A 26,438-nucleotide genomic window follows, 5' to 3' on the forward strand; every position below is an offset into this window, starting at 1 on the left:
CGATGCGCATGAACAACGGTGTAGTGACCCACGCGCGTGCAGCGCGCGTGGATGCGGATGTGGTGAGCCGATTCGCCACCTGCTGCAAAGCGCTCGGCCTGCCGGTGTACGACCGGCGCCGCCCCGCCGACATGCCGGCGGCACACCGGGCGTTCACCGAACTCACCCGGGTCGCGCACGATCAGTGCGACGCGTGGACCGGGCTGGCGGCCGCCGGCGGGGCGGAGTCGCTCGAGGTGCTGGCCGCCGTCGTGCGCACCTGTGACACCGGCGGCGTGCTGCAGCGGTGCATCGAACTGCCTGCCGGTGCATTGGGGTTCGACTACGACACCGGGCTCTACCTGCGATTCCGCGCCACCACCACAGACGACTTCCGGCTCGCCTATGCCGCCGCGTTGGCGACCGACGGTGCGTTCCATGCCGCCGACGAGATCATCGGCGAGATCCGAGCGCGCCGGCCGCAGTGGCACGAGGCGCGCTGGGTCGACGTGGCGCTGCGGTCCCGCGCGCAGCGCTGGTCGGACGTGGTGAAGCTGCTGACCCCGGTGGTCAACGACACCGGACTCGACCCCCTCTTCGCGCACGCCGCGAAGGTGGCGCTCGGTGTTGCACTCGCCCGGCTCGGCATGTTCGCTCCGGCGTTGTCCTATCTAGAGGAGCCCGACGGCCCGGTCGCCGTCGCTGCGGTGGATGGCGCACTGGTCAGGGCGTTGGCACTGCGCGCCTACGGCGACGGGGACACCGCCGCTGACGTCCTGCAGGACCTGTACGCCGCCAACCCGGACAACGAGCAGGTCGAGCACGCCCTGTCCGATCCGACGTTCGGCGTTGCCACCACCACCGCGGCGCGCATCGAGGCCCGCACCGACCCGTGGGACGTCGAAACCGAGCCCACCGCAGACGATTTCATCGACCCGGAAGCCCGCGAGCGTAAGGCCGCACTTCTCGAAGAGGCCGAACGCGAGCTCGGTGAGTTCATCGGCCTCGACGAGGTGAAGAACCAGGTGTCGCGGCTGAAAAGCTCGGTGGCGATGGCGCTGCGGCGCGAGGAGCGCGGGCTGGCCGTGGCTCAACGCACCCACCACCTGGTGTTCGCCGGCCCGCCCGGCACCGGCAAGACGACGATTGCACGCGTCGTCGCCAAGATCTACTGCGGTCTCGGACTGCTCAAACGGGAGAATGTCCGCGAGGTGCACCGCGCGGACATGATCGGTCAGCACATCGGCGAGACCGAAGCGAAGACCAACGCCCTCATCGACAGTGCGCTGGACGGCGTGCTCTTTCTCGATGAGGCCTACGCCCTGGTTGCGACCGGCGCGAAGAACGACTTCGGTCTGGTTGCCATCGACACCCTGCTGGCGCGGATGGAGAACGACCGCGATCGCCTGGTGGTCATCATCGCCGGCTATCGCGCCGACCTCGATCGGTTCCTGGACACCAACGAAGGTCTGCGGTCCCGATTCACCCGCAGCATCGTTTTCCCGTCCTACTCGGCAGCCGAGCTCGTCGAGATCGCCGTCGCGATGGCCGCCAACCGGGACAGCGTGTTCGAGCCCGCCGCCCTGCATCATCTCGAGGAGTTGTTCGGCCGGCTGGCCGATTCGTCGACCCCCGACTCGACCGGCGTGGCGCGACGCAGCCTCGACATCGCCGGCAACGGGCGTTTCGTCCGCAATGTGGTCGAACGGTCCGAGGAAGAAAGAGAATTCAGGTTGGATCACACGGACCTGGCCGGGGCTGACTTCACCGACGAGCAGCTGATGACGATCACCGCGTCCGATGTGCGCGCATCCGTCGTGCCGCTGCTGGGTGGCCTCGGCCTGACGGTGCCTGCCCAATGAGCGATGATCGACGGTCCTTCTCGTCGCGTACACCGGCCAACGACAACGCCGAGCAGGTCACCTACCGGCGCGGATTCATCACTCGCCACCAGGTGACGGGATGGCGATTCGTCATGCGCCGCATCGCATCCGGGCTTGCACTCCACGACACCCGGATGCTGGTCGACCCGTTGCGCAGTCAGTCGCGCGCGGTGTTGATGGGCGTCCTGCTGGTCGTGACCGCTGTGCTCGGCTGCTTCGTGTTCTCGGTGCTGCGTCCCGGCGGTGTACCCGGCAGCGACCCGGTACTGGCCGACCGTGCGACCGCCGCGCTGTACGTGCGCCTCGACGACCGGTTGCACCCGGTACTCAATCTGACGTCGGCGCGACTCGCCGTGGGGCGGCCGGTGGATCCCACCACGGTCAGCAGCGAGCAGCTGGACAAGTTCGCCCGAGGCAGCCTGATCGGCATCCCGGGAGCACCGGAACGCATGGTGCAGAACACCTCTCGCGATGCAAACTGGGCGGTCTGCGACGGCACGGCCGGATCGGACCAGACTGGCGTGACCGTGATCGCCGGCAAGCTGGAACGCGGCGGTGCCCGCGCGGACCAACTGGGCGACGGTCGTGGCGTGCTGGTCGGCGGTGCCGACGGGACCTGGCTGCTCTGGGACGGCCGGCGCAGCGCCATCGACCTCGCCGACCGCGCCGTCACCGACGCGCTCGGATTGCCCGCCGCAACTCCCAGCCCACGGTCCATCGCACCGGGCTTGTTCAACGCGATACCGGAGGCCCCGGCGCTGCGGATACCGCAGATCCCCGAAGCCGGATCGCCCGCCGGCTATCCACTTCCCGTGACCACGCCGATCGGCGCGGTGGTGATCGCCTACCGCAACGACGGCACCCCGGTGAACTACGCGGTGCTGGCCGACGGACTTCAGCCGATCAGCCCGGTCTTGGCCGCGGCGCTGCGCAACGCCAATTCCTACGGGCTGGCGCAGCCGCCGCAACTCGGCGCCGACGACATCGCCCGGCTGCCGGTGTCGTCGATGCTCGATGTGTCGGCATTTCCGTCCGCGCCGATCAAACTGGTCGACGCCGCGACCGCGCCGGTGACCTGCGCGCAGTGGACCAAGATCGACGGTGCCGCAACGAGTTCAATGAACCTGCTGTCCGGCTCGGTACTGCCGGTCGCCGCTGGGACGCAGTCAGTCAGCCTCGTCGGCGGCACCAATCCCGGCACGGCCGCCAGAGTCGCACTGCCGCCCGGGCGCGGCTACTTCGTTCAAACCGTCGGCCAGCAGCCGGCGTCACCCCCGGCGGGAGCACTCTTCTGGGTGTCCGACACCGGCGTCCGATACGGGATCGGCGGTGACCCCAAGACAGGTGAAAAGACCATCGCCGCGTTGGGTTTGTCCGAACCGCCGCTGCCGATCCCGTGGTCGGTGCTGAGCCTGTTCGCCCCCGGCCCGGCCTTGTCCCAAGCCGACGCTCTCGTCGTGTACGACGCCGTCCGGCCCGTAGTCCAGCAGGAGAACCGATGAGCCGCCTGATCTTCGAGGCCGGCCGGCGGTTGCCGGTCCCCCCGACCACCAAGGGGGCGATCGTCATCGAGCCGCCGCCCGAACTGCCGCGGGTGGTGCCCGCTTCACTGCTGCGCCGCGCGCTGCCGTTCCTGATCGTGATCCTGATCGTCGGCATGATCGTCGCGATGGTGGCCACCGGGATGAAACTCATCTCGCCGCAGACGCTGTTCTTCCCGTTCGTCTTGCTGCTCGCCGCCACCGCCCTGTACCGCGGAAGCGACAACAAGATGCGCACCGAGGAGGTCGACGCCGAACGCGCCGACTACCTGCGCTACCTGTCGGTCATCCGGGACAACGTACGGGCCGAGGCTGCCGCGCAACGCGAGGCGCTGCTGTGGTCACACCCGGACCCCTCGGCGCTGACCGTCATCCCCGGATCGCGCAGGCAGTGGGAGCGTGACCCGCACGACAGCGATTTCCTGGTGCTGCGTGCCGGGCTGCACGACGCACCACTGGCCACCACGCTGCGAGTCAAGGACACCGCCGATGAGGTCGACCTGGAGCCGGTGTCACACAGCGCATTACGTGCCCTGCTCGACACACAGCGCACCGTTCACGACGCCCCTCGGGGAATAGACGTGACGACGGTGTCGCGGATCACCGTCCACGGCGATGCCGACGCGGTCAGGGCCGTGCTGCGCGCCTGGCTGGCTCAGGCCGTCACCTGGCATGATGCGGCGTCCCTCGGTATCGCGCTGGCCAGCCCCGACCTGGAAACACCCGACTGGAACTGGCTGAAGTGGCTGCCGCACAGCGATATTCCAGGCCAGCTCGACGGCTGCGGGCCGGCTCGATACCTGGCGGCGAACACCGACGACCTGATCGCGGCCATCGGGCCCGCACTCGCCGACCGCCCGCTGTTCGGTGGCGCCACCGACGAGCCGCTGCGTCACCTGCTGGTCGTTGTCGACGATCCGGACCACGCGGTGGAGGACTCGGTACTTGCGACCGGCCTGGCCGGTGTCACGGTGATCTACACCGCCGCAGCAGCTTCTGGCCCGAGGCCGGGACAATACGCCGACCCGGAGCGGCCGATACTGCGCGTTGCCGGCCGCGAGATCCAGCGTTGGGAGAGCGACGGCTGGCAGACCTACGTCGCCAGCGCCGACCGGCTGGCACCCGCCGACGCCGTGCATCTGGCGCGCGGCCTGGCGCGGTGGGACTCCAACCCCACCCACGCGGGACTTCGGTCGCCGGCGACCAGGGGCGCGAGCTTCACCACACTGATGGGCATCCCGGATGCGTCGGCGCTCGACATCGCGGACGTCTGGGCGCCCCGCCTTCGCGACGAGGAGCTACGGGTCCCGATCGGGGTCACCGCGACCGGTGTGCCGCTGTACTTCGATCTCAAAGACGAAGCCGAAGGCGGTATGGGCCCGCACGGTCTGATGATCGGTATGACGGGCTCCGGCAAATCGCAGATGCTGATGTCGATCCTGTTGTCACTGTTGACGACTCACTCGGCCGACCGGCTGATCGTGATCTACGTCGATTTCAAGGGTGAGGCCGGGGCGGACATCTTCCGCAACTTCCCGCAGGTGGTTGCCGTCATCTCCAACATGGCGGAGAAGAAGTCGCTGGCCGATCGGTTCGCCGACACGCTGCGCGGCGAGGTCGCCCGTCGGGAGAGCCTGCTGCGCGACGCCGGTCGTCGCGTGCAGGGCAGCGCGTTCGGTTCGGTCGCCGAGTACGAGGCAGCCCGCCCGGCCGCCGAGGCGGCAGGCATCGAACTCCCGCCGTTGCCAACGCTGTTCGTCGTCGCTGACGAATTCACCCTGATGCTCGCAGAGCACCCGGAATACGCCGAGCTGTTCGACTACGTCGCCCGCAAGGGGCGGTCGTTCCGGATCCATATCCTGTTCGCCTCACAGACGCTCGATATCGGTCGTATCCGAGATATCGACAAGAACACCTCCTACCGGATCGGTCTCAAGGTGGCCAGTCCCGCCGTCTCCCGGCAGGTCATCGGTGTCGAGGACGCCTACCACATCGAATCAGGCCGAGAACACAAGGGAGTCGGCTTTCTGGTGCCCTCGCCGGGCGCCGCACCGGTCAAGTTCCGCAGCACCTATGTCGACGGCATCTACGACCCCCCGCGCCCGGCCACGTCGTACGCGGTGCCGGCCGCGCCGGATCCGGTGCCGTTCTCGGCCGGGCCGGCCGCGCTCGACGAGGACATCGTGGTGCTGGCCGAGCACGAGATCGAACCGGCCGCCGTACCCCGCAAGCTGATCACCACCATCGGTGAGCAACTGGCGCAGTACGGTCCGAAAGCACCGGCGCTGTGGCTGCCCCCGCTGGACGAGAGCATCGCGCTCGACGAGGTGCTCGCGGGTGCGGCCCTCCCGGAGCGTCAGTGGCGCTGGCCGCTGGGCGAGATCGACCTGCCGTTCGAGATGCGCCGCGAACCACTGGTTTTCGACGCCACCTCGTCTGCGGGCAATGTGGTGATCCACGGTGGCGCCAAGTCCGGGAAGTCGACGGCGCTGCAGACCTTTGTGTTGTCGGCGGCGCGGCTGCACTCGCCACGCGACGTCACGTTCTACGTCCTGGATTACGGCGGCGGACGACTGCGCGGCCTGGAAGGCCTGGCCCACGTGGGCAGCGTGGCCTCGCCGCTGGAACCGGAGCGGATCCGGCGCACGTTCGGCGAGCTGGAGCAGCTGCTGAGGTCGCGGCAACGCAATGCCGGACACCAGGGCGGCGGGTACTCCGACTCCTACGGTGAAGTGTTCCTGCTGATCGACAACCTGTACGCCTTCGGCCGTGACAACACCGACCAGTTCAACACCCGCAACCCGCTGCTGGCTGACGTCACCGAACTGGCGAATACCGGTTTGGCGCACGGCATTCACGTCGTCATCACCACCCCGAACTGGCTCGAGGTGCCGCTCGCGATGCGGGACGGCCTCGGGTTGCGCCTGGAACTGCGTCTTCCGGACCCGCGTGACAGCAACGTCCGGGTCACCGACAGCCTGCGCAGGCCCGCCGAGTCGGTGCCGCACGATCAGCCAGGCCGGGGAGTGACGATGGCGGGGGAGCACTTCTTGTTCGCCGAGCCCGATCTCGCACGGATACCGGCGATCAATGCCACGTATCCGGGACTGCACGCCCCGCCGGTGCGGCTGCTGCCCGCCGATCTGGAGCCCCAGGTGGTGGCCCCCCTTCATCGGGGTGGTGAGCGAGTGGTGCTGGGACAACGCGAGTTCGATCTCGGCGCGGTGGTCCACGATTTCGCCGAGCATCCGTTACTGATGGTGCTCGGTGACAGCAAGTCGGGTAAGACCACCCTGCTACGGCACCTCATCCGGACCGTCCGCGACAGCTCCCGTGCCGAGGACGTGGCGTTCACCGTGTTCGACCGTCGCCTGCACCTCGTCGACGAGCCGCTCTTCGCGGACAACGAGTACAGCGCGAACATCGACCGGGTGACGCCGGCCGTGATGGGTCTGTCGGCATTGATCGAACAGCGCCGGCCGCCCGCGGGCCTGACCGCCCGTGAGCTGTCGGCCTGGGACTACCGCACCCGCACTCGCTCGGCGCACACCCACTTCCTGATCATCGACGACGTCGACCAGATCCCGGACGGCCCGGCGATGAGCGGCCCGTACGCCGGGCACCGACCATGGACACCGCTGATCGGATTACTCTCCGCTGCGAGTGATCTCGGCCTGCGGGTGATCGTCACCGGCCGGGCAAGCGGTTCGGCGCACGCGCTGATGACCAACCCGCTGCTGCGCCGCATGAGCGATCTGCAGGCAGCAGTGCTGATGTTGTCGGGCAATCCTGCCGACGGTGCCAAGATCCGCGGGCATCGGTTCACCAGGCTCCCCGCCGGGCGGGCGATGTTGCTCGGTGACAGCGATGGCGTCGAGCATGTCCAACTGGTCAACCCGTTTGCCCTCGCGCACAGCGCATCTCATGCGCGCTACCCAGAGGAGAACCCGTCATGACCCTGCGTGTCGTCCCAGAGGGCCTGGCTGCGGCCAGCGCCCAGGTAACGGCTCTCACGGCACGATTGGCCGCTGCGAACGCGGCTGCCGCACCGTTGATCACGGCCGTGCTGCCTCCCGGCTCGGATCCCGTCTCGTTGCAGACCGCGGCAGGCTTCAGCGCCCAGGGACTCGAGCACACCGCGACGGCCACCCAGGGTGCGACCGAACTCGGCCGATCCGGCGCCGCGGTGGGCGAGTCCGGCGCCGGTTACGCAGCCACCGATGCCGCCGCGGCGGGCTCCTACGTGATCGCACGGGGGGGCTGATGACCGCGCCAATCTGGTTCGCGTCGCCGCCGGAGGTGCATTCGGCGCTGTTGAGTGCCGGCCCCGGCCCCGGTCAGCTGCTCGCCTCGGCCGCGGCGTGGGCGGCGTTGAGCGTCGAATACGCCAACACCGCAGCTGAACTCACCCAGATCCTCGCTGCAGTTCAAGCCGGATCGTGGCAGGGTCCGAGCGCAGAACGGTATGTCGCGAGCCACGCGCCTTACTTTGCGTGGCTCGAGCAGAGCAGTGCTGACAGTGCCGGGGCGGCCGCCCAGCAGCAGACCGCTGCGGCCGCCTACACCGCGGCGCTGGCCGCGATGCCCACACTGCCCGAACTGGCGGCCAACCACACCGTCCACGGAGTGCTGATGGCCACGAACTTCTTCGGCATCAACACAATCCCGATCGCCTTGAACGAGGCCGACTACGTCCGGATGTGGATCCAGGCGGCCACCACGATGAGTGTCTACCAAACCGTCGCCGGCACCGCGCTGGCCGCAGCCCCCCGCAGCGTGCCCGCTCCGACGATCGTGCTGCCCGGCGCAGAAGCCGCATCATCGACGATGGCGCTCGCGACCGCAGCGCAGCCGCAGGCCGGTGAATCCGGTTCCGCGCTGACCAATTCCAACAGCATCCTGGATCTGCTGGAGGCCTACATCAAGTCACTCCCGGACGGCGATCTGATCTGGGATTTTCTCACTCATCCGGTCCAGAGCCTTCAGCAGATCATCGTCGACTTCCTGACCAACCCGGTCCAGGCCTGGCAGACCTGGGGGCCGCTGCTGTCCGCACTGCTCTACCAGGCGATCTTCCAGCCGGTCGGATGGACCACGTGGGGGCTGGTGTTGAGCTCACCGCTGTGGGCCCCGATGCTCCTCGTCGCCGGCCTGCCCCTGCTGGGGTTGTTGACGCTGGTGCCGAATCCGGCCGCCCCTGACGTCGCACCCGAGCCGGCCCCGGCGCCGATCCAAGCGCGGCAACCCAACGTGTGGCCGATGTCGTCAGCGGCACCGACCGTGCCCGCCACCGCGCCCGCGGCACCAACCGCCACCGGTGCGGGGGCCCCCGCCCCGGCACCGGCGACACCCGCCCCAGCAGCGCAGGCAATGTTCTACGCGGTCGGCGGGGCGGACCCCGACGACGGCCCGGGCCCGTCATTGACCGAAGGCAGCGGCGCCAAGGCCCCGGTGTCCGAGGCGGCACCCGCCGCGGCAGCGCTGTCCACGGTGCAAGCCAAGGAGCGCGCGCAGCGGCGACGTGCCCAGCGACTCAAGGACCGCGGGCACCGGGACGAGTACATGGACCTCAACAGTGATACCGGTGTACCCGCCGAACCGGCTGCGCCGCCGAGCACGTCGTCCTCCGACCGGGGTGCGGGAACGCTCGGATTCACCGGCACCGCGACCAAAGCTCGCGATGTCACCGCCGCTGGGCTGACCGAGTTCGCCGGCGACACAACCGAACGCCCCATCACGCCGATGCTTCCGGCCACCTGGGACAGCGATCCGTCCGACAGAGATCACCACCGAGAATGATGGGAGAAATACCGTGAGCATGCTGGATGCGCACATACCGCAACTCGTGGCCGCCGAGGCTGCCTTCGGTGCCAAGACGGCGCTGATGCGCAGCACCATCGCACAGGCCGAACAAGCCGCGATGTCGTCGCAGGCATTCCATATGGGCGAGTCCTCGGCCGCCTTCCAAGCCGCGCATGCGCGGTTCGTCGAGTTCGCCGCGAAGGTCAACTCGCTGCTCGACATCGCGCAGGTGAACCTCGGCGAGGCCGGCGCGACTTATGTGGCTCAGGATGCCGCAGCGGCAACGACTTACGGAGGCTTCTGATGTCCCAGATCATGTACAACTACCCGGCCATGCTCGGGCATGCCGGTGACATGGCCGGCTATGCGGGCACGCTGCAGGCCGTCGGCGCCGATATCGCCACTGAACAGTCCGCCCTGCAAGGGGCCTGGCAAGGCGAGAGCGGGATGACCTACCAGGCATGGCAGGCACAGTGGAACCTCGCCATGGAGGAACTGGTGCGCGCGTACCGGGCGATGGCGGGCACCCACGAGACCAACACTCTGTCGATGCATGCGCGCGATCAAGCCGAAGGCGCCAAGTGGGGCTGAGACGTGGCCGCACCTAACGCGGTCGAGCTGACCGCTGACGCCGCGTGGTGTGTCGCCGAAAGTATTGGTGCAGGCTCATTTCCGTGGGTGTTGGCGATCACGCCCGCGGTGGCCGACCAGCGTGAGGCCCCGGCGATCCTGGCCCGGTTACGAGCCGAGCTGACTCGCGCACGCGTGATGTCCGAGGACGGGACGGTGGCACCTGCGGTAGCCCGCTGGACACGCACGGTCTGCGCGCCGGACCGGTGGCTCGAGCTTCGCTACGTTCGGGGTACCGGCGCGGAGATGTTGCGCGGCCTGGTGGCCCGTCGCGGAGACCACACGGTGGTGGCGCTGCGCAGTGGTGAGCTCGTCACTCTCACCGAGCTCGACATCAGTGATCCATTTGCGCTTGCCCTGGCCGTTGCTGCCGGGCTGGCCGGTCGCCCACCGGCGCGATTCGCGGAGTTCACCCTGCCGACCAGGGCCGGGCTCCGAGCCGACGAAAAGCTGCGTGCCGGAGCCGATCTCGACCGGGTCCTTGAACACCTGGGTATTCCCCGCTCGGCGGTCCCGGTGGTGCGATCGGTGTTCACCGGAGCGCGCAGTTACGTCGAGATCCGCGCCGGCTCCGCCCACGACGGTGTGTACCGTCTCAGCGAGGTCGGCGTGGGCATCGTCGACAGCGACGCCGGCCGCGTGCTGGTGAACCCGGAACGCGCAGCCGACGGGGAGTGGCTGTCGACCTTCTCGCCGGGCACCCCGTTCGCGATCGCGCTGGCGCTCGACCGGCTCACCGACACGCTGGCGGATGGCCGCTGGTTCCCGTCCGCCACGCTGGCCCGCGACTTCACGAAGAATTGACAAGAGAGAGAACAACAATGACCGAAACCCCGGTGCTGCCGATCGTGCGGGTCGCCGTTTTGGCGTATGGCCGGATCACCGACGTGGCGCTGCCAGCGGAGTTGCCGCTGCGCGAGATCCTGCCCGCCGTGAAGCGGCTGGTGCCGCCGGACTCCGACGACGAGACCGCCAGCCCCACCCCGCTGACCCTCGCCCCGATCGGCGGTCCGCCGTTCAGCGTCGACGCGAGCCTGGACACCGTCGGCGTGGTGGACGGTGATCTGCTTGCACTGCAGCCGGTTCCGGCCGGGCCGAGCGCGATCGGCGTGGTGGAAGACGTCGCCGACGCCGCCGTCATCTTCTCGGCCGCCCGCATCAGGCCGTGGGGACCGCACCGTCTGCAGGTGGGCGCGCGACTGGCCGCCGCGGTGTTCGTGGTGGCGCTGTCCGCGGTCGCGATCACCCACCGCGCCGCGACCGCCTCGGTGATCGGTCTGTACGCGGTCGCCGCGCTGGCGGTACTCACCGCGGTCGCCGGACTCGTGTTGCGGGCCAGGTCCGCCCGGCTCGCCACCCAGGTGTCGGCGGCGGCCCTGCTGCCCATCGCGTCGGCCTTCTGGCTGGCCGTGCCGGGACTATGGGGATACCCGCACGTGATGCTGGCCGCGGCCGGAGTTGCCGCGTGGTCGTTGATCGTATTGACCCAGACCGAGGACGGCGTCGGGTTGTTCACCGCCACAGCGGTTGTCGGCGTCGGAGCGTTGCTGGTCGCCGGCGCCGCGGCGTTGTGGCAACTGCCGGACCGGACCGTCGGCTGTGCCCTGATCCTGGTTGCCCTGCTGCTCACCGTGTGGGCCCCCGCGCTGGCGGCGATGTGGGCCCGGTTCCCGCTGCCGGTGATCCCGGCCCCCGGAGATCCGACGCCGTCGAGCCCCGCGGCCCGGCTGCTGGCCGATCTGCCGCGCCGGGTCCGGGTCGGCGAAGCGCACCAGACCGGTGTGATCGCGGGCAGCGTGATGCTCGCCAGCGCCGGGTCGCTGATTGTGGCCGGGCGCACCGAAGGGCCCGGGGTCTGGGGCTGGTATCTGGTGGCGGCCGCCGCAGCCGCGGCTGTGCTGCGCGCCAGGGTGTGGGACACCGCGGCGTGCAAGGGCTGGCTGCTCGCTCAACCGTTCCTGGTCACCACGGGGCTGCTGGTCGCCTTCGCCGTGGAGCACCGGTTCATCGCCGCGCTGTGGGCGCTTGTGGTGCTCGGAGCGCTCACAGCGGTGTGGGTCATCGTGGCCGTCACTCCGGATACGGCGTCCGCGGAGCGCTATTCGCTTCCGGTGCGGCGGCTGGTGGGGTTCGTCGCCGCCGGCGTCGACGCATCGCTGATCCCGGTGATGGCCTACCTCGTGGGCGTCTTCACATGGGTCCTCGATCGATGATGCGGGCCGCCGCGATTGCCGCGGTGGTACTGCTGGTCGCAGCCCCGGCGGCCGGCGCGGTGAACCCGCCCGTCGCCGACCCCGGTGCGCACCCCCCGGCCGGCACGGCCGGACCAACCGCCGGGATGTCCCAGCGGTCCGAATGCGTGACGACCGGGGTGCGTCCCGGCAGCGATCCAGCCGCCGTGAGCCCCAATCAGGCAATGCTTGATCTCGCAGGAGCACAGCAGTATTCGCGCGGCGAAGGCCAGACCGTCGCTGTCATCGACACCGGTGTCCGGCCGGGCCCCCGGCTGCCGAATGTGGTCGGCGGTGGCGATTACCTCGCCTCGGGCGACGGGCTGACGGATTGTGACGGCCACGGAACGCTGGTGGCCGGAATCATCGGCGGACAGCCCGGACCCGACGGATTCAGCGGAGTCGCGCCGGGCGCGCGGCTGCTGTCGATCCGGCAGGCCTCGCCGCGGTTCTCGCCCAGCACCGGGGGGAGGGACCCGGCGTCGGTCCAGGCGAACGTAGAGATCGAAACACTGGCCCGCGCGGTCGTTCATGCCGCCGACCTCGGCGCCACTGTCATCAACATTTCCACCACCACCTGCATGACGCCCGACAAGCTCGGCGATCAACAGACTTTGGGCGCGGCGCTGCGCTACGCCGCGATCGACAAAGACGTCGTCATCGTCGCTGCGGCGGGCAATGCCGGGGCCGCCATGGACGGCACGCCGGGTACTCAGTGCGCGTCGAACCCGCCGGGCGACTCGACCAGCGCCGAAGACCCGCGGAACTGGGCGGGCGTCAGTTCGGTATCGGTCCCGTCGTGGTGGCAGCCCTACGTGCTGTCGGTTGCGGCGCTGACCGCTGACGGACAACCGACCGACTTCACGATGGCCGGCCCGTGGGTGGGCATTGCCGCGCCCGGAGAGAACGTCGTATCGCTGAGCAACGACGCCGGGGGCGGGCTCGCCAACGGCATGCCCGATGGGCGTGGCGGGATGTCGCCACTGAACGGAACAAGTTTCGCCGCCGCCTACGTCGCCGGCGCCGCCGCCCTGGTCCGTAGCCGCAACCCGGGCATGCGCTCCGACGAGGTGGTCCGTCGGTTGACGGCCACCGCGCACAACGCGGCGCAGGCACCCTCCAACCTGGTCGGTGCCGGAGCACTGGATCCGGTCGGTGCCCTCACCTGGACCGTCAGCCCGTCCGGTGACATGGCACCGGCCACCACACGCGTTGCGGCGCCTACGCCGCCGACGCCGGTCGATCACACCCCGCGCACGGTGGCGTTCATCGGAACGGCCGTGCTCGCGGCCGCCGTCATCGTGGTCGCGGTCGTCACCCGCAGACGCAAGGAAGAACGAGAATGACTGAAATCAAAGGACCCGGCGCCGGTCGGCTCACTGTTGTCGGCATGGCGATCGCCACCGCGGTACTGGCGTACCCCTGGCGGTCGACCGCAGATCGGTGGGCGCTGGGTATCGCGATCGGCGTGGTGCTGATGTCGCTGATCTGGTGGCGCGGTCAATTCCTGACCACCATCCTGTGGCGTCGCCTGCGAGTTCTGCTGAACCGCAGACCGATCGAGGGCGCATCCGCCGACATCCAGGGGCGGCGCAGCGATGCGGTCACCACGGCTCTGCTACGGGTGGACAGCCGAGCGGGTGAGCTACCCCTCGGCGTGCTGACCGGCTACCTCGACCGTTACGGACTGCTGTGCGACGCCGTTCGGGTCACCACCCGCACGGCTCCGGATTCGACGACGACGTGGATCGGCCTGACATTCAGTGGTGCACGGAACCTGGCGGCGCTGCAAGGCCGATCGCCGCTGATACCGCTGCGTCAGACCGCCGAGAACGCGGCTCGCCGCCTCGCCGGACATCTACAGGAAACCGGCTGGACCGCAACGCTCGTCGACGCTGGTGATGTGCCCGTCCTCGCCGAGGTGGATGCTCGTGAGTGGTGGCGATCGGTCACCGACGCGCGCGGGTACCTGACGACCTACACCGTCGCCGATCCCCAGACAGCGCTGGGCGGGGTGAGTGCTGCCGCGGCGCAAGAGGTCTGGACGGTGGTCGAGATCGCGGGACCCTCGCCACGCACCGAGCTCAAGGCCGGCGTTGCAATTCGCACCGAAGAACCGCCGGCCACATCAGCCCCCGCGCCGGGACTGGCGGGCATCTCCGGGCGGCAGGCCCTGGCTTTGGCTGCGCTGCACCCGTTGTCCGGAGTGCGACTCGTCTGAGGAAAGGAGTGCCGATGGCGAACGAGATGGCGTCGCGTGGCTGGCAGGGCACCATTCTGAAGCTGTTCGGCGCCGCCGATTACGAACTGACGGCCACACGCCGGGAGCAGCTCAGCGAGCACTACCTGCGACTGAACTTCGATGCGGGCTGCTGACCGAACGGGACGTGCATCCGACGATGTGGATCCGGATGTGGTTCCCGGACGGTGCGAAACTGCACCAGCGGGGATGTACCCTGGCCGATCCCGACCTGGCTGCCGACCGCTTCGATATCGAGTTCGCGTTGCATGCCGCCTACGCCGCGCAGGACCACTTCGGCTGGGTCGCCTGCGACAACCGGACAACCCGGGCTGTCGCGAAGGTCCTCCGCGAGCAGTAGCGGATCCCGCGCGCCTCGATCAAGGCACAGGCGCACTGGGCTCAAGGGGTGTGACCGAGCGGCGGTTGCCCGCCCACATGGCGGCCGCGACCGCCGCGATCAGCACGACCCCGACGCCGAAGGTGCCCAGGTCGAACGAGACCGCCGCAGGGCTGCCCGCTTGGGCGCGGGCCGAGCCGCGCAGAAACGGAACCACCGTCAGGACGCAGATCGCCACCAGGGCTTCGGCGAAGACCACCGCGGGGAAGTGTTGGGCGGCAAGGTGAAACAGGCCGCGAGCGTCTCCGTCAGACTGCAGGGCACGGATGCGCGGAAGTAGCACCCGTACGTTGTAGGCACCGGCGCACAGCAGCAGCACCACTAGGACGAGCTTGACCGCGAGCGCGCGACCGTAGGAGGTGGTGAGCAATTGGCCCGGCGTTCCGACGTGGCTCCACGCCAGCCAGGAGCCGCTGACCACCAGTGCGCCGACGGCGATCATCGCCACCAGACTGAACCGCTCCCAGATCTGCACCCAGTCTGCCGCCACGCCGTCGCCGGTTATGTTGCGCCGTCCTGCAATTCCTGTGGCGGCCAGGACCACCAGCCCACCCACCCAGGTGATCGCACCGAGAACGTGCACCGCCGTCAACACGTTCGACATCGCTCGGCTCAGATTGACGAATTGGGCCGGAATTTCGGGGATCACCGCTGCGATGACCGCGACCGCGCCGACGCCGAGCGGCAGCGCCCGCGACTGACTCCATCGCATCGCGACCAACCCGCAGACGGCCAGCGTCAGCGCGAAGAGCGGGGCGAGCGTCACAACGCTCAGGTGTGCGGCGGCACGGAATTGCAGCACGATACCAAGCAGCACCACAGTCGCGGCCGGAACGGCCAGGGCGCGCACCTTGCGCGCGACGAGACCACCCTGCGACTCGGGTACGGCCAAAGCGCCGATGGTCAGCCCGATTCCGAGCGGAATCGACAAGCTCAGGTAGTAGACCACCTGGGTGACAACGTCGATGGCGGCAGGAGCCGGGGGAGTGGGGCCAGGCACGCGAGACGTCCTATCTTCAGAGCTGCTATCGACTTACACGGTAGAGTTCGCGGCTTTGTTCACCCTGTGCGCGCACTGTGCGTCACATTTGGCGCTCAGGGCCGGCCCTGGCGTCCCGAATATCCTTCCCAGGGACTGTAATCCGCGACCAGCTCCTCCTGCGCCGGACGCTGATCCTCCGGAATGTGTTCGAGGTTGATCCGGATGCGGTACCAGATGGAGCTCGGCCCCCGCATTCCGTCTACCAGGATGTCGGTTGGCTGCAGCGCCGTGGCGGCCTCCGGGTGACGGGCCCGCCAGACATCCAACGCCGCCATCGCCTCATCGCGGGTTTTGGTGCGGGCCACCTCGATCAGCGGCTTGCTGCCTTTCGGCGGCTTCTCAGCGGGGCCGAGCTCCTCGGCCAGCGCCAGCAGCGGGTCCAGCGAGCCGACCGCGTCGTCCATCGACTCCCAGGGATCGCCGCGCTCGGCGACGCGGGCGGGGACGGTCAGGATCGTGAACTCCTCGGCGCGGCAGCCGGGCACCTCATCCCACGTCAACGGCGTCGACACCCGCGCGTCGGCGGTGGCCCGCACCGAATAGGCCGAGGCGACGGTGCGGTCCTTGGCGTTCTGATTGAAATCGACGAAAACCCGTTGTCCGCGTTCTTCCTTCCACCAGAGGCTGCTGGCCAGGTCCGGTGCGCGGCGTTGCACCTCGCGGGCAACGGTCTCGGCGGCCAGCCGAACCTGCTTGAACGGCCAGTGCGGTGCGATCCGGGCGTAAATGTGGAATCCGCGCGACCCCGACGTCTTGGGCCACGCCGTCAGCCCGTGGTCCTCGAGCACCTCGCGCGCCACCTGGGCCACATCCAAGATCTGCGGCCAGTCGACACCCGGCATCGGATCGAGGTCGATACGCAGCTCGTCGGGATGGTCGAGGTCACCGGAGCGGACCGGGTGCGGATTGAGATCGACGCAGCCGAGGTTGATCGCCCACGCCAGCCCTGCGGGTTCGTGGAGCACCGCCTCCTTGGCCGACGTGCCCCGGGCGTAGCGCAGTTCGGCCACCTCGATCCAGTCCGGGCGCTTCTCCGGGGCACGCTTCTGGAAGATCGCTTCCTCGGCGATGCCTTTGACGAACCGCTTGAGGATCATCGGCCGGTCGGCGACACCGCGCAGCGCCCCGTCGGCCACGGCAAGGTAGTAGCTGACGAGGTCGGCCTTGGTGACCGCAGCCCGTTCACCGACCGCGGGGAAGACCACTTTGTCGGGATGACTGATGGTGACCTGGCGGCCCCCGATCTTCATGGAGTCGGCCATGAAGCCATGGTAATTAGGCCGCTCGTTCGGTCTTGGCTGCGACGTGCGTCACCTAGGGTTGCAGACATGCCCAGTCTTTTCGATCTCCCCGCGCAAGCACTGGCCAAGGCTCAGCGATTGGCCGACCGTGGCTCGGCTGAGCTGCACTACCTGGCCAAGATGATCGAGTCGGGCGCATTCCGTCTCGAGCCGCCCCAAAATCTCATCGGGATGGTTGCCGACATCCGCCGCTGGGGCGAGATCGGGATGGTTCCGGCGCTCAACGCCCGCCGCACACCCAACAAGGCGGCGATCGTCGACGACGAGGGTTCGATGACCTTCAAAGAACTCGACGACGCCGCCAACGCTGTCGCCAATGCGTTGCTGGCCAAGGGTGTCACCGGCGGCGACGGGGTGGCCATCCTGGCCCGGAACCACCGCTGGTTCGTGATCGCGAACTACGGCGCGGCACGGGTCGGCGCCCGGACGATCATGCTCAACACGGAGTTCTCCGGGCCGCAGATCCGGGACGTGTCCGAGCGTGAGGGCGCCAAGCTGATCATCTACGACGATGAGTACTCCGACGCCGTCAAGCTCGCCGAGCCCCCGCTGGGCAAGCTGCGGGCACTGGGGACCAACCCTGATGCCGACGGTCCATCGGGTAGCACCGACGAAACCCTGGCCGAGGTCATCGAGCGGAGCAGCACCGCACCCGCGCCGAAGGCCACCAAGCGGTCGTCGATCATCATCCTCACCAGCGGCACCACCGGAACCCCGAAGGGAGCCACCAGGAACACCCCGCCGACCCTGGCGCCGATCGGCGGCATTCTGTCCGCCGTGCCGTTCCGTGCCGGCGAGGTCACGGCGCTGCCGTCGCCGATGTTCCACGCCCTCGGATACCTGCATGCGACGATCGCGCTGACCCTGGGGTCGACGCTGGTGCTGCATCGAAAGTTCAAGCCGGCCAACGTGTTGGAGGACGTGGCCAAGCACAAGGTGACCGCGATCGTGGTGGTCCCGGTGATGCTCGCGCGGATGCTCGACGCGCTGGAGGAGATGGAGACCAAGCCGGATCTGTCGTCGCTGCGGATCGTGTTCGTCTCCGGCTCTCAGCTTGGTGCGGAACTGGCCACCCGCGCACTGAAAGACATCGGCCCGGTCATCTACAACATGTACGGCTCAACTGAAGTCGCGTTCGCGACCATCGCAGGACCCAAGGATCTGCAGATGAATCCGGCCACCGTCGGACCTGTCGTCACTGGTGTCACCGTGAAGATCCTCGACGACAACGGCAACGAGCTACCGCAGGGCGAGGTCGGGCGGATCTTCGTCGGCAACAGCTTCCCGTTCGAGGGCTACACCGGTGGCGGTCACAAGCAGATCATCGACGGGTTGATGTCATCCGGTGACGTCGGCTATTTCGACCACAACGGCCTGCTGTTCGTCAGCGGCCGCGACGACGAGATGATCGTCTCCGGCGGTGAGAATGTCTTCCCGGCCGAGGTTGAAGACCTCATCAGCGGCCACCCCGACATCGTCGAGGCGACCGCGCTCGGCGTCGACGATCCCGACTGGGGTGCCCGGCTTCGCGCATTCGTGGTGCTGCGCGAAGAAGCCGAACTCACCGAGGACGCGATCAAGAACTACGTGCGCGAACACCTTGCGCGCTACAAGGTTCCGCGCGAGGTGGTGTTCCTCTCCGAGCTGCCGCGAAACCCGACCGGCAAGATCCTCAAGCGGGAATTGCGCGACATCGAGGTGCAGTAGTCGCTGCTCGCAGCCCGCTGCCCAAGACAAAAACTACTAAGTGTTTCATCAGTAAGACGGAGTGCTCATACTGTTGCAGTGACGCTGTGATCTGTGCTACACCAAAGGTCCTGAGTGGCATATCCCACAGCGGAGGCATGATGCACCAAGCGGCCCGTCCCGTCCGAGGTGTCGACGGTGGCTCGCCGCCGGGAACGAGTCACGCCAAGTACGTCGGCCGGGTAGGTGCATTGGCCCTGTTCCTTGGTGTCGGTGCGGCGATTGCCATGCCGACCGCGGAGGCCGACACGGGCGGCTCGGCGCACCCGTCGGGTTCGGGTTCGGGCTCGTCCTCGCACGCTGCGAGTGCGAAGAAATCCGGCGGCGCTGCCGCGAGTCAGCGTGCTCCGGCGGGGTCGGCGCGTATCACGACCACATCTGCCCCGGCCACGGTGACCGCCCTGCCCCGCGCTGTCGCGTCGCCGCACCGCGTCCGGGCCACCGATCCGGCCGCTCCGGTTGTATCGCCCACCGATCTGGCCGCGGTCGCCTACACCCGTCGCCGCTCCGCTTCACTGCAGCAGGGCGCCGCGGGAACAATCACGGTCGAGTTGACCAACCAGGTCAGTCCGCTGGGCACCCAACAGCAGGTCTCGCGCGAGCAGCTCGCCATGCAGGCGGTCCGCACGCTACCGGTGCAGCTGATGAAATTCATTCTGCGCCAGGGCTTCCTCGCCGCAGCCAACAAGCAGTTCGCTCTGGTCGGCGGGCCCGACGCGGCGAATCTGGACGCGCTGAACAACGCGGTCGACGAGTACGCCCTGGCTTCGGCATTCTCCGAACAGATTCTCAACCCGATGAACCCTGCGGTGGTCACCCAGGTGGCGCCTCCGCACAGCTGGTACGGGGTTGATGTCGGTGGATCGCGGTTGCTCTACGACAACCCCGACACGATCTATCGGTTCATCCCGGTCAACAAGACATCGGAGTACGTGATCACCGGGCGCTTCTACGACGCGATTCCCGCCGACACCACATTCAGTGTGCTGGAGGGCAGTTCGGGTAAGACGTCGACGATCCTGAGCCTCAAAGACATCGATGTCAGCGATGACGGTTCGTTCGTGATCACGGTCAGCGGTGAGCCGGCGACACCGGGGGAGAAGAATCATCTCCAGCTGACGTCAAGCTCCACACTGGTCGCGGTGCGAAACACGCTGGGCGACTGGAACACCGAAGAGCCGATGGATCTGGCGGTGCACAAGGTCAGTGGGCCGCCGAACAGTTTATTCGCCCAACTCGGAGGATTCCTGTTCTTCGGCTCGGTGGTCAACAACAACCCGACGCTGGCGAAGTTGGTCTCTTTGGTGCCGCCGTTGCCGATCGCCGACACACCGATCGTGCACGGAACACTGACCGCGTTACTGATGGTCATTCGCGGCGCGAACCAGGAAGCCAAGTACATGGCGCTGGCTACCACCGATCCCGCGACCGGCTTGCCACACCAGCCCAACACGATGACAGAGCCGGCAAGTAACGCCGAGTTCTTGGCCAATCAGTTGCAGAGCAATGGCTACTTCCAGCTCGCCGATGACGAGGCGCTGGTTCTGACGATCAATCCCGGCAACGCCAAATTCGTGAGCATTCCGGTATACAACGACTGGACGATCACCGACGACTACTGGAACGAGCCGACAAGCCTCAATTCCGACCAGGCTGTGCAAAACGCCGACGGCACCTACACAGTGGTGATTTCCCCCACCGATCCGCTTGTAGCCAATTGGATCTCGACCGGAGGCCTGAATCAGGGCATCATTTCGATGCGATTCCAAAATCTGGACACCGGCGATCCGGCTCAGCCCAGCGTCCAGTCGCAGGTGGTCAAGCTCGACGAGCTCGCCCACAACACCAACGGCACCGCTGTCATCACGCAGGCCGAGCGTGATGAACAGCTTGTTCTGCGCAAGGCCGGCTTCGACAAGCGTTGGGCGCCCTACCCGCAGGCCTGACGGCCGAGTTCTACGGATCGCGCGGCAGCCCCAGCAGGCGCTCGGCGATGATGTTGAGCTGCACCTCGGAGGTGCCACCGTAGATCGTCGTCGACCGGCTGCCGAGCAGGTACTCCGCCCATTTACCTTGCAGCTCTGCAGAATCGCCGATGGCGCCGTCGACGCCGAACGAAGACACCGCAAACTCGGCGTACCCCTGCCCGGTGCGCATCGACAGCAGCTTCGAGATAGCAGCCGACGGCATCGCATCGCCTCCGGCCAGGGTCAGCAGCGTCGAGCGCAGATTCAGCAGCTTGGCCGCGTGCCCCTCGGCGATCAGTTCGCCGGCCCGGTGATGGCCGATCTGGTCGAAGTGACCGTCGCTGACAAATTGCACGAACCCGTCGAGGTTGGCCAGGAATCCCGGCTCGCTGCTTCCGATCGAAACCCGTTCGGCAGTCAGGGTATTGCGGCTGACCTCCCATCCGCGGTCCACATCGCCAAGCACCAGCTCGTCGGGGACGAACACGTCGTCGATGAACACCGTGTTGAACATGGCGTGACCGGTGAGCTCACGCAGCGGTTTGACCTCGACGCCTTCGGCCTTCATGTCCAGCAAGAAGTAGGTGATGCCAGCATGTTTCGGCGCGCTCGGGTTGGTCCGCGCCAGAAGGGCGCCCCACTGGGCGTACTGGGCGCCGGTGGTCCAGATTTTTTGCCCGGTGATCCGCCAGCCGCCGTCGACCTTGGTGGCCTTGGTGGTCAGGCTGGCCAGGTCGGAGCCGGCGCCGGGCTCGGAAAACAGCTGGCACCAGATCATCTCGCCGCGGAACGTCGGCGGTAGGAAGCGCTGCTTCTGCTCCTCGTTGCCGAACGCCACGATGGACGGGATCAGCCAGGCCGCGATCCCCATCTGCGGTCGCTTGACCTGCCCGGCGGTGAACTCCTGAGCGATGATGATCTGCTCGATCGGCTTGGCGTCCCGGCCCCACGGCTTCGGTAGGTGCGGCTGCACCCAGCCGCCCTCGGCGATCGCGGTCTTGCGCTCCTCCCGCGGAATCGCTTTCAGGGCAGCCACTTCCGCGCGGATCTCGTCGCGCAGCTTCTCGGTCTCGGGGTCGAGATCGATGTTGATGGCCCGCATACCCATGCTGGTCGCGGTGTCGAACACCTTCTGCTGGTATTCGCTCGCGCGTCCGAATGCGGCGACCATACCCAGCGTGCGGCGGTAGTAGACGTTGGTGTCGTGCTCCCAGGTGAAGCCGATGCCACCGTGCACCTGGATGCAGTCCTGGGCGGTGTGCTGGGCGGCGGCAGGCGCCAGACTGGCTGCCACCGCGGTGGCGAACTCGTACGCCGTTTGCTCGTTCTCCCAACCCTTTTCGGCGGCTTCGTCCAATGCGCGCGCGGCGTCCCATACCGCTGCGGTAGCACGCTCGGTGGTGGCGATCATCTCGGCGCACTTGTGCTTGATGGCCTGGAACTGGCCGATCGGACGGCCGAACTGCTCGCGGATCTTCGCGTACGCCGCTGCCGTGTCGGTGGCCCAGCGGGCGATGCCAACTGCCTCAGCCGACAGCAGAGTGGTGAGGATCGCACGGCCGGCCGCCTGTGAAAGATTGGACAGCACCCGGTCGGCACTGACTTCGGCGGCATTGGCCCGGACATGCGCCACCGGACGTAACAGGTCCACCGATTTGACCGGCTCGATCTCGAGTTGGTCGGCATCGAGGATCACCCATTCCACGCCGCTCTCGATCGCCACCGGTAGCACCAGAACGGCGGCCTGCGCGGCAGCGGGCACCGAGCGGGCCTCCCCGCGGATCACCAGTGAGTCGTCCTGGCGGGTCGCGGTCAGACCCGACTCCAGCGCGCAGGTGGCGATCAACTCGCCGGAGGCCAGCTTGCCCAGCAGCCTGGCGTCGGGATCGTGGGCAGAGATGAGCGCACTGGCTATCGCGGAGGTCACGAACGGCCCAGGCGCGGCGCCGTAACCGAACTCGGCGATCACGATCGCAAGCTCCAACAGGCCGAACCCCTGGCCGTCGACGGACTCCGCCAGGTGCAGGCCGTGCAAGCCCTGCTCGGCCGCTGCTTTCCAGTACGGCGGCGGGTTGGGGATCGGCGTCTCCAGGGCCTCGTGCAGGACTTCGGACGGCGCGACGCGTGCGACAAGAGACTTCACCGAATCGGCGAGGTCGTTGTGCTCCTGGGTGATGGCGATGGGCATGTCGGGTGCCTTCCCTATTAACCGGTGGGTTGGGAGCCAGGGTACCTGCCGCTCCAGGCCGCCTCAGTGACGGCTTGTATCCCGGTCAGGGGTGGCGCGCAGCACCACCACCACGACCGCGGAGATCACCATGAAGATGCCCACCGCCCACATGCCGGCCTTGTCGCTGCCGGTGAACTGGTTCAGCGCACCGGTCGCGTACGGGGCCGCGAATCCGCCGAGGTTGCCGATCGAGTTGATCAGCCCGATCCCGCCCGCTGCGGCGGCACCGGTGAGGAACTGCGCCGGAAGCGCCCAGAAGCTGGGGATCGCGCTGAACACTCCCATTGCGGCGACGCAGACCGGGATCATCACCAGCAGCGGGGAGTGCAGATACAGTGCGACCGGAATAGCCAAGCCGCCCAGCCCCATTGGGATCGCGACGTGCCAGACGTGTTCGTTCTGGCGGTCGGCGTGGCGCGACCACAGGTACATCGCGATCGCGGCCAGGGTGTAGGGCACCGCGCTGATGAGACCGACCTGCACGATTGACAGGTGCACGTCGAACGTCTTCTTGAAATCGGAGATGATCGACGGCAAGAAGAACGCCAGCGCGTACAGCCCATAGGCGACACCGAAGTACACCACGGCCAGCAACCAGATTCGTGGGCTGGTCAACGCCCGGCGCAGCGGGAAGTCGAAGCTGCCTGCGACATCGCGTTCCTCGTCGGCCAGCACGTCGATCAGCCACTGGCGTTCGTCGGGCTGTAACCAGTGCGCCCCGGCCGGCCGGTCAGTCAGATAGAACCAGCAGATCACGCCGAGGATGATCGCGGGCAGTCCGACGCCGATCATCATGAATTGCCAGCCGGCCAGCCCGAAGGTTCCTTCACCGGCTTGGATCATCCACGCGGCCAACGGAGTTCCGACGGCCGCGGCGATCGGGCTGGCCATCATGAACATCGCCACGATCCGCGCCCGGTAGGCGGCCGGGAACCAGCGGGTCAGATAGAAGATCACCCCGGGAAACAGCCCCGCCTCGGCGACGCCGAGCAGGAATCGCAACGCCAGCAGGGTGGGCGCGTTGGGCGCGAATCCGATTGCGACGGCGACGATTCCCCATGACACCGCGATGCGCGCCAGCCATCGGCGGGCGCCGAACCGTTCGAGTGCCAGATTGGACGGCACCTCGACCAGGACGTATCCGATGAAGAAGATGCCCGACGCCAGGCCGAACATGCTCGCCGTCAGCTGGAGGTGCTGGCTGATATCGGCTTTGGCGATCCCGAGGTTGGTGCGGTCGAGGTAGTTGACGAAGTACAGCGCCATCAGGAAGGGCAGGGCGCGGATGGCCACCTTGCGCAGGGTGCGGGTTTCCAGTGACCGATCACTGGTGGACGCGACTGCCATCCGGCCTCCCGTTGACGACGTTGACCAGGTCGCGGCCGTCGTACAGACGACGGCAGTTGTCGACGGCGTTGATCAGGTAGCGCCGCATGGTGTCGACGGTGCACCAGGTGACGTGGGGCGTCACGACGACATTGTCGAGCGCTAACAGCGGGCTGCCCGGGTCGACGGGTTCTTCGGTGAACACATCGAGGCCGGCGGCGGCCAGTCGGCCATCGCGCAGCGCATCGACCAGCGCGGGTTCGTCGACGACGCCGCCGCGAGATGTGTTGACCAGCACCGCATGCGGCTTCATCGTGTCCAGCGCAGCCCGGTTGATCAGCTTGTCGGTCGCGGCGGTCAGCGGCAGGTGCAGACTGATCACGTCGCTGGCGGCGAGCAGATCGGGCAGCGGACGCCAGGTGGCGGTGCTGTCGTCGGCGGTGCTGGTGTGCAAGACGGTGCCGCCCATCGCGACCACGATCCGCTCGACGCGTTTGGCGATATTGCCGTAGCCGACCAGGCCAACGGTGCAACTGCCGATGTCGCGCACTGTCTCGACCAGGCTGGGATCCGTCGGCCAGCCCAGTCCCTGCCGGGTCAGGCGGTCCAGCGCGGGAAGCCGGCGCAGCGCGGCCAGCATCAGCAGCACTGCACCCTCCGCGACCGAGGGCGCGTTGGCACCGGGCATGTTTGCCACCGCGATCCCCAGCTCATCGGCTGTCTCGACGTCGATGGTGTTCACCCCCGCGCCCAGCTTGTGCACGAGTCGCAGCAGCGGTGCGCGGCGCAGGTCCTCGCCGGACAGCGGACGTAGCACGTGCCAGATGACCTCGGCATCGGGCAGCTCGCGGTGCAGCGCCGCGTCGTCGTCTTCGTGGCACCAGTGAATGTCAAGCCAATCTGCCTCTGGCGCCACGATATCCAGCACCTTCTCGCCGGGGAGGAAGTGCGCCAGAACTCTTAGCGCCACCGCTTGGCGATCCACTTCGCGATAGTGTCCGCCTGCTCGCCGCGCGCGCCCGGCGTGGTGAAGTAGTGGTCGGTGTCGATGGCGCAAAGAGTCTTGTCGGTACTGGCCAGCGCGTCGAAGATGCGCTGGGCATCCGATGGGAACACCCCGGTGTCCTGCTCGGCGTTGATCACCAATGCCGGGACGGTGACCCGGCCCAGATGTGGCTCGGCGCGGGTCTGGGCGGTCTTGAGGCTCCACATACCCAGCCAGCTTCGTAGCGTGCAGGCTGCGGCGATGCCGTGTGCGGAGCGGTTGGCCTTCACCGGAACACCGGCGTAGCAGAGGTTGGGCTGCCGTTTGGTGGGTTCGATGGCTGGGTCCACCATGCGCGGATCGGCCCAGGTGCGCATCACGGTGAACGGCCGATCCGTGAAGCCGGCGGCTTGCACCCGTTTGAGCTCGGTCTCCGCCCAGTCGGTGATGGCGTGATTGCGGGCTACCTGAGCCGCTCGGTAGCGAGCCAGGAAATCGTCGGAGAACGGTGGCCCGTTGCCCTCGTCGAACAGGTCAAGGCCGGGATCGGTGGCCACCGCGTCGTTTTCGTCGGTGACCGCGCCGTCCATCCAGGCGGTCAGGACGTCGGGTCTCCCGGGGTGGGCCGCACTGGCGATGTAACCGTCTGCAGCAGGCAGTTCGGTCAGCCCCGCGGCGGGGCGCATGCCCTCCAACGGGGTGACGTTGGGATCGACGGCCTGGGACTGATAGGCCGCCATCAACGAGCCGCCGCCCGAATTACCCAGGAGCACAACTGTTTCCACGCCCTGGATGTCTCGCAGCCAGCGCACCCCGACGCCGATGTCGACCAGGGCGTGGTCGAGCATGAAGCTGCTTTCGAATCCGCGGAAGCGGGTGTTCCAGCCAAGGAAGCCCACGCCGCGGGTGGCCAGATAATCGGCGAGGTAGTGCTCGGAGAAGTCGATCTGGTAGTGGGTGGCGATGACGGCGACCTTCGGCTTGCGGCCCACTCCCCGGTGGTAAAGCCCCTGGCAGGGGTGGCCGCCGGCGCCGGCGCGGCGCGCGGTCGGCGAGGACATCCCGATGAATTCGCGCACGACTCCGGGGGTGGGCATGTCGGTGGCCTCCTTCGGGTGTGGATCGCTGAGGAGACG

General features: G+C 67.8%; 19 protein-coding genes and 1 pseudogene. 14 read left to right on the top strand and 6 right to left on the bottom strand.

What is annotated here, in order from left to right:
• The first annotated feature begins 8 nt into the window (after window positions 1-8).
• From eccA to Y900_RS33070, 12 genes and pseudogenes are all read left to right on the top strand, one after another.
• Complete coding sequence (eccA, locus tag Y900_RS14765; protein ID WP_081845321.1) at window positions 9-1,841, top strand: type VII secretion AAA-ATPase EccA; 1,833 nt, start codon at window positions 9-11, stop codon at window positions 1,839-1,841.
• Entirely contained in the window at window positions 1,838-3,364 is a 1,527-nt protein-coding gene (eccB, locus tag Y900_RS14770) for a type VII secretion protein EccB (RefSeq protein ID WP_036342835.1), read from the top strand. Before eccA ends, eccB begins: the two co-directional genes overlap by 4 nt.
• The gene (locus Y900_RS14775) at window positions 3,361-7,359 is read left to right on the top strand and encodes a type VII secretion protein EccC (protein ID WP_036342838.1); all 3,999 of its coding nucleotides are present in this window, start codon (window positions 3,361-3,363) and stop codon (window positions 7,357-7,359) included. Before eccB ends, Y900_RS14775 begins: the two co-directional genes overlap by 4 nt.
• Window positions 7,356-7,667 carry a PE family protein gene (locus Y900_RS14780; RefSeq protein ID WP_036342840.1) on the top strand — a complete coding sequence of 104 codons (312 nt, stop codon included), beginning with the start codon at window positions 7,356-7,358 and terminating at the stop codon, window positions 7,665-7,667. The genes Y900_RS14775 and Y900_RS14780 overlap by 4 nt, the downstream gene beginning before the upstream one ends.
• Window positions 7,667-9,202, top strand: a complete 1,536-nt coding sequence (locus Y900_RS14785) for a PPE family protein (RefSeq protein ID WP_036342842.1) — start codon at window positions 7,667-7,669, stop codon at window positions 9,200-9,202. The genes Y900_RS14780 and Y900_RS14785 overlap by 1 nt, the downstream gene beginning before the upstream one ends.
• 13 nt (window positions 9,203-9,215) lie before the next feature.
• On the top strand, window positions 9,216-9,509 hold the full coding sequence (locus tag Y900_RS14790; RefSeq protein WP_036342844.1) for a hypothetical protein: 294 nt from the start codon (window positions 9,216-9,218) through the stop codon (window positions 9,507-9,509).
• The gene (locus tag Y900_RS14795; RefSeq protein ID WP_036342845.1) at window positions 9,509-9,796 is read left to right on the top strand and encodes a WXG100 family type VII secretion target; all 288 of its coding nucleotides are present in this window, start codon (window positions 9,509-9,511) and stop codon (window positions 9,794-9,796) included. Before Y900_RS14790 ends, Y900_RS14795 begins: the two co-directional genes overlap by 1 nt.
• Window positions 9,797-9,799: 3 nt before the next feature.
• On the top strand, window positions 9,800-10,639 hold the full coding sequence (locus Y900_RS14800; protein ID WP_036342847.1) for an ESX secretion-associated protein EspG: 840 nt from the start codon (window positions 9,800-9,802) through the stop codon (window positions 10,637-10,639).
• A 17-nt stretch (window positions 10,640-10,656) separates the two neighbouring features.
• The gene (gene eccD / locus Y900_RS14805; RefSeq protein ID WP_036342848.1) at window positions 10,657-12,048 is read left to right on the top strand and encodes a type VII secretion integral membrane protein EccD; all 1,392 of its coding nucleotides are present in this window, start codon (window positions 10,657-10,659) and stop codon (window positions 12,046-12,048) included.
• Window positions 12,030-13,412, top strand: coding sequence for a type VII secretion-associated serine protease mycosin (gene mycP, locus Y900_RS14810; protein WP_420329766.1), 1,383 nt, complete (start codon window positions 12,030-12,032; stop codon window positions 13,410-13,412). The genes eccD and mycP overlap by 19 nt, the downstream gene beginning before the upstream one ends.
• Window positions 13,409-14,287 (top strand): type VII secretion protein EccE, encoded by an 879-nt coding sequence (gene eccE, locus Y900_RS14815; protein ID WP_036342851.1) that lies wholly within the window; start codon window positions 13,409-13,411, stop codon window positions 14,285-14,287. Before mycP ends, eccE begins: the two co-directional genes overlap by 4 nt.
• 8 nt (window positions 14,288-14,295) lie before the next feature.
• Window positions 14,296-14,666 (top strand): annotated as a pseudogene (locus tag Y900_RS33070) (hypothetical protein).
• A 19-nt stretch (window positions 14,667-14,685) separates the two neighbouring features.
• Here Y900_RS33070 and Y900_RS14825 read toward each other — a convergent pair.
• Window positions 14,686-15,705 (bottom strand): CopD family protein, encoded by a 1,020-nt coding sequence (locus tag Y900_RS14825; RefSeq protein WP_131536170.1) that lies wholly within the window; start codon window positions 15,703-15,705, stop codon window positions 14,686-14,688.
• Window positions 15,706-15,800: 95 nt separating this feature from the next.
• Window positions 15,801-17,009: a DNA polymerase domain-containing protein gene (locus Y900_RS14830; RefSeq protein ID WP_036342854.1), complete on the bottom strand. Its 1,209-nt coding sequence runs from the start codon at window positions 17,007-17,009 to the stop codon at window positions 15,801-15,803.
• A gap of 66 nt (window positions 17,010-17,075) precedes the next feature.
• On the opposite strand from Y900_RS14830, the gene fadD2 reads away from it, so the two are divergent.
• Window positions 17,076-18,755 carry a long-chain-fatty-acid--CoA ligase FadD2 gene (gene fadD2 / locus Y900_RS14835; RefSeq protein WP_036342855.1) on the top strand — a complete coding sequence of 560 codons (1,680 nt, stop codon included), beginning with the start codon at window positions 17,076-17,078 and terminating at the stop codon, window positions 18,753-18,755.
• A gap of 140 nt (window positions 18,756-18,895) precedes the next feature.
• The gene (locus Y900_RS14840) at window positions 18,896-20,740 is read left to right on the top strand and encodes a DUF1214 domain-containing protein (protein ID WP_036346817.1); all 1,845 of its coding nucleotides are present in this window, start codon (window positions 18,896-18,898) and stop codon (window positions 20,738-20,740) included.
• 10 nt (window positions 20,741-20,750) lie between these two features.
• Here Y900_RS14840 and Y900_RS14845 read toward each other — a convergent pair whose 3' ends face one another.
• The 4 genes from Y900_RS14845 to Y900_RS14860 all read right to left on the bottom strand — a co-directional run bounded on the left by Y900_RS14845 (window position 20,751) and on the right by Y900_RS14860 (window position 26,399).
• Window positions 20,751-22,949 (bottom strand): acyl-CoA dehydrogenase family protein, encoded by a 2,199-nt coding sequence (locus tag Y900_RS14845; protein WP_036342857.1) that lies wholly within the window; start codon window positions 22,947-22,949, stop codon window positions 20,751-20,753.
• A 63-nt stretch (window positions 22,950-23,012) separates the two neighbouring features.
• Entirely contained in the window at window positions 23,013-24,338 is a 1,326-nt protein-coding gene (locus Y900_RS14850) for an MFS transporter (protein WP_036342859.1), read from the bottom strand.
• On the bottom strand, window positions 24,316-25,302 hold the full coding sequence (locus tag Y900_RS14855; protein ID WP_036342861.1) for a 2-hydroxyacid dehydrogenase: 987 nt from the start codon (window positions 25,300-25,302) through the stop codon (window positions 24,316-24,318). The genes Y900_RS14850 and Y900_RS14855 overlap by 23 nt, the downstream gene beginning before the upstream one ends.
• Complete coding sequence (locus Y900_RS14860; protein WP_036346820.1) at window positions 25,278-26,399, bottom strand: alpha/beta hydrolase; 1,122 nt, start codon at window positions 26,397-26,399, stop codon at window positions 25,278-25,280. The genes Y900_RS14855 and Y900_RS14860 overlap by 25 nt, the downstream gene beginning before the upstream one ends.
• Window positions 26,400-26,438: the final 39 nt, after the last annotated feature.

It is taken from the genome of Mycolicibacterium aromaticivorans JS19b1 = JCM 16368, assembly GCF_000559085.1.
GTDB classification, from domain to species: domain Bacteria; phylum Actinomycetota; class Actinomycetes; order Mycobacteriales; family Mycobacteriaceae; genus Mycobacterium; species Mycobacterium aromaticivorans.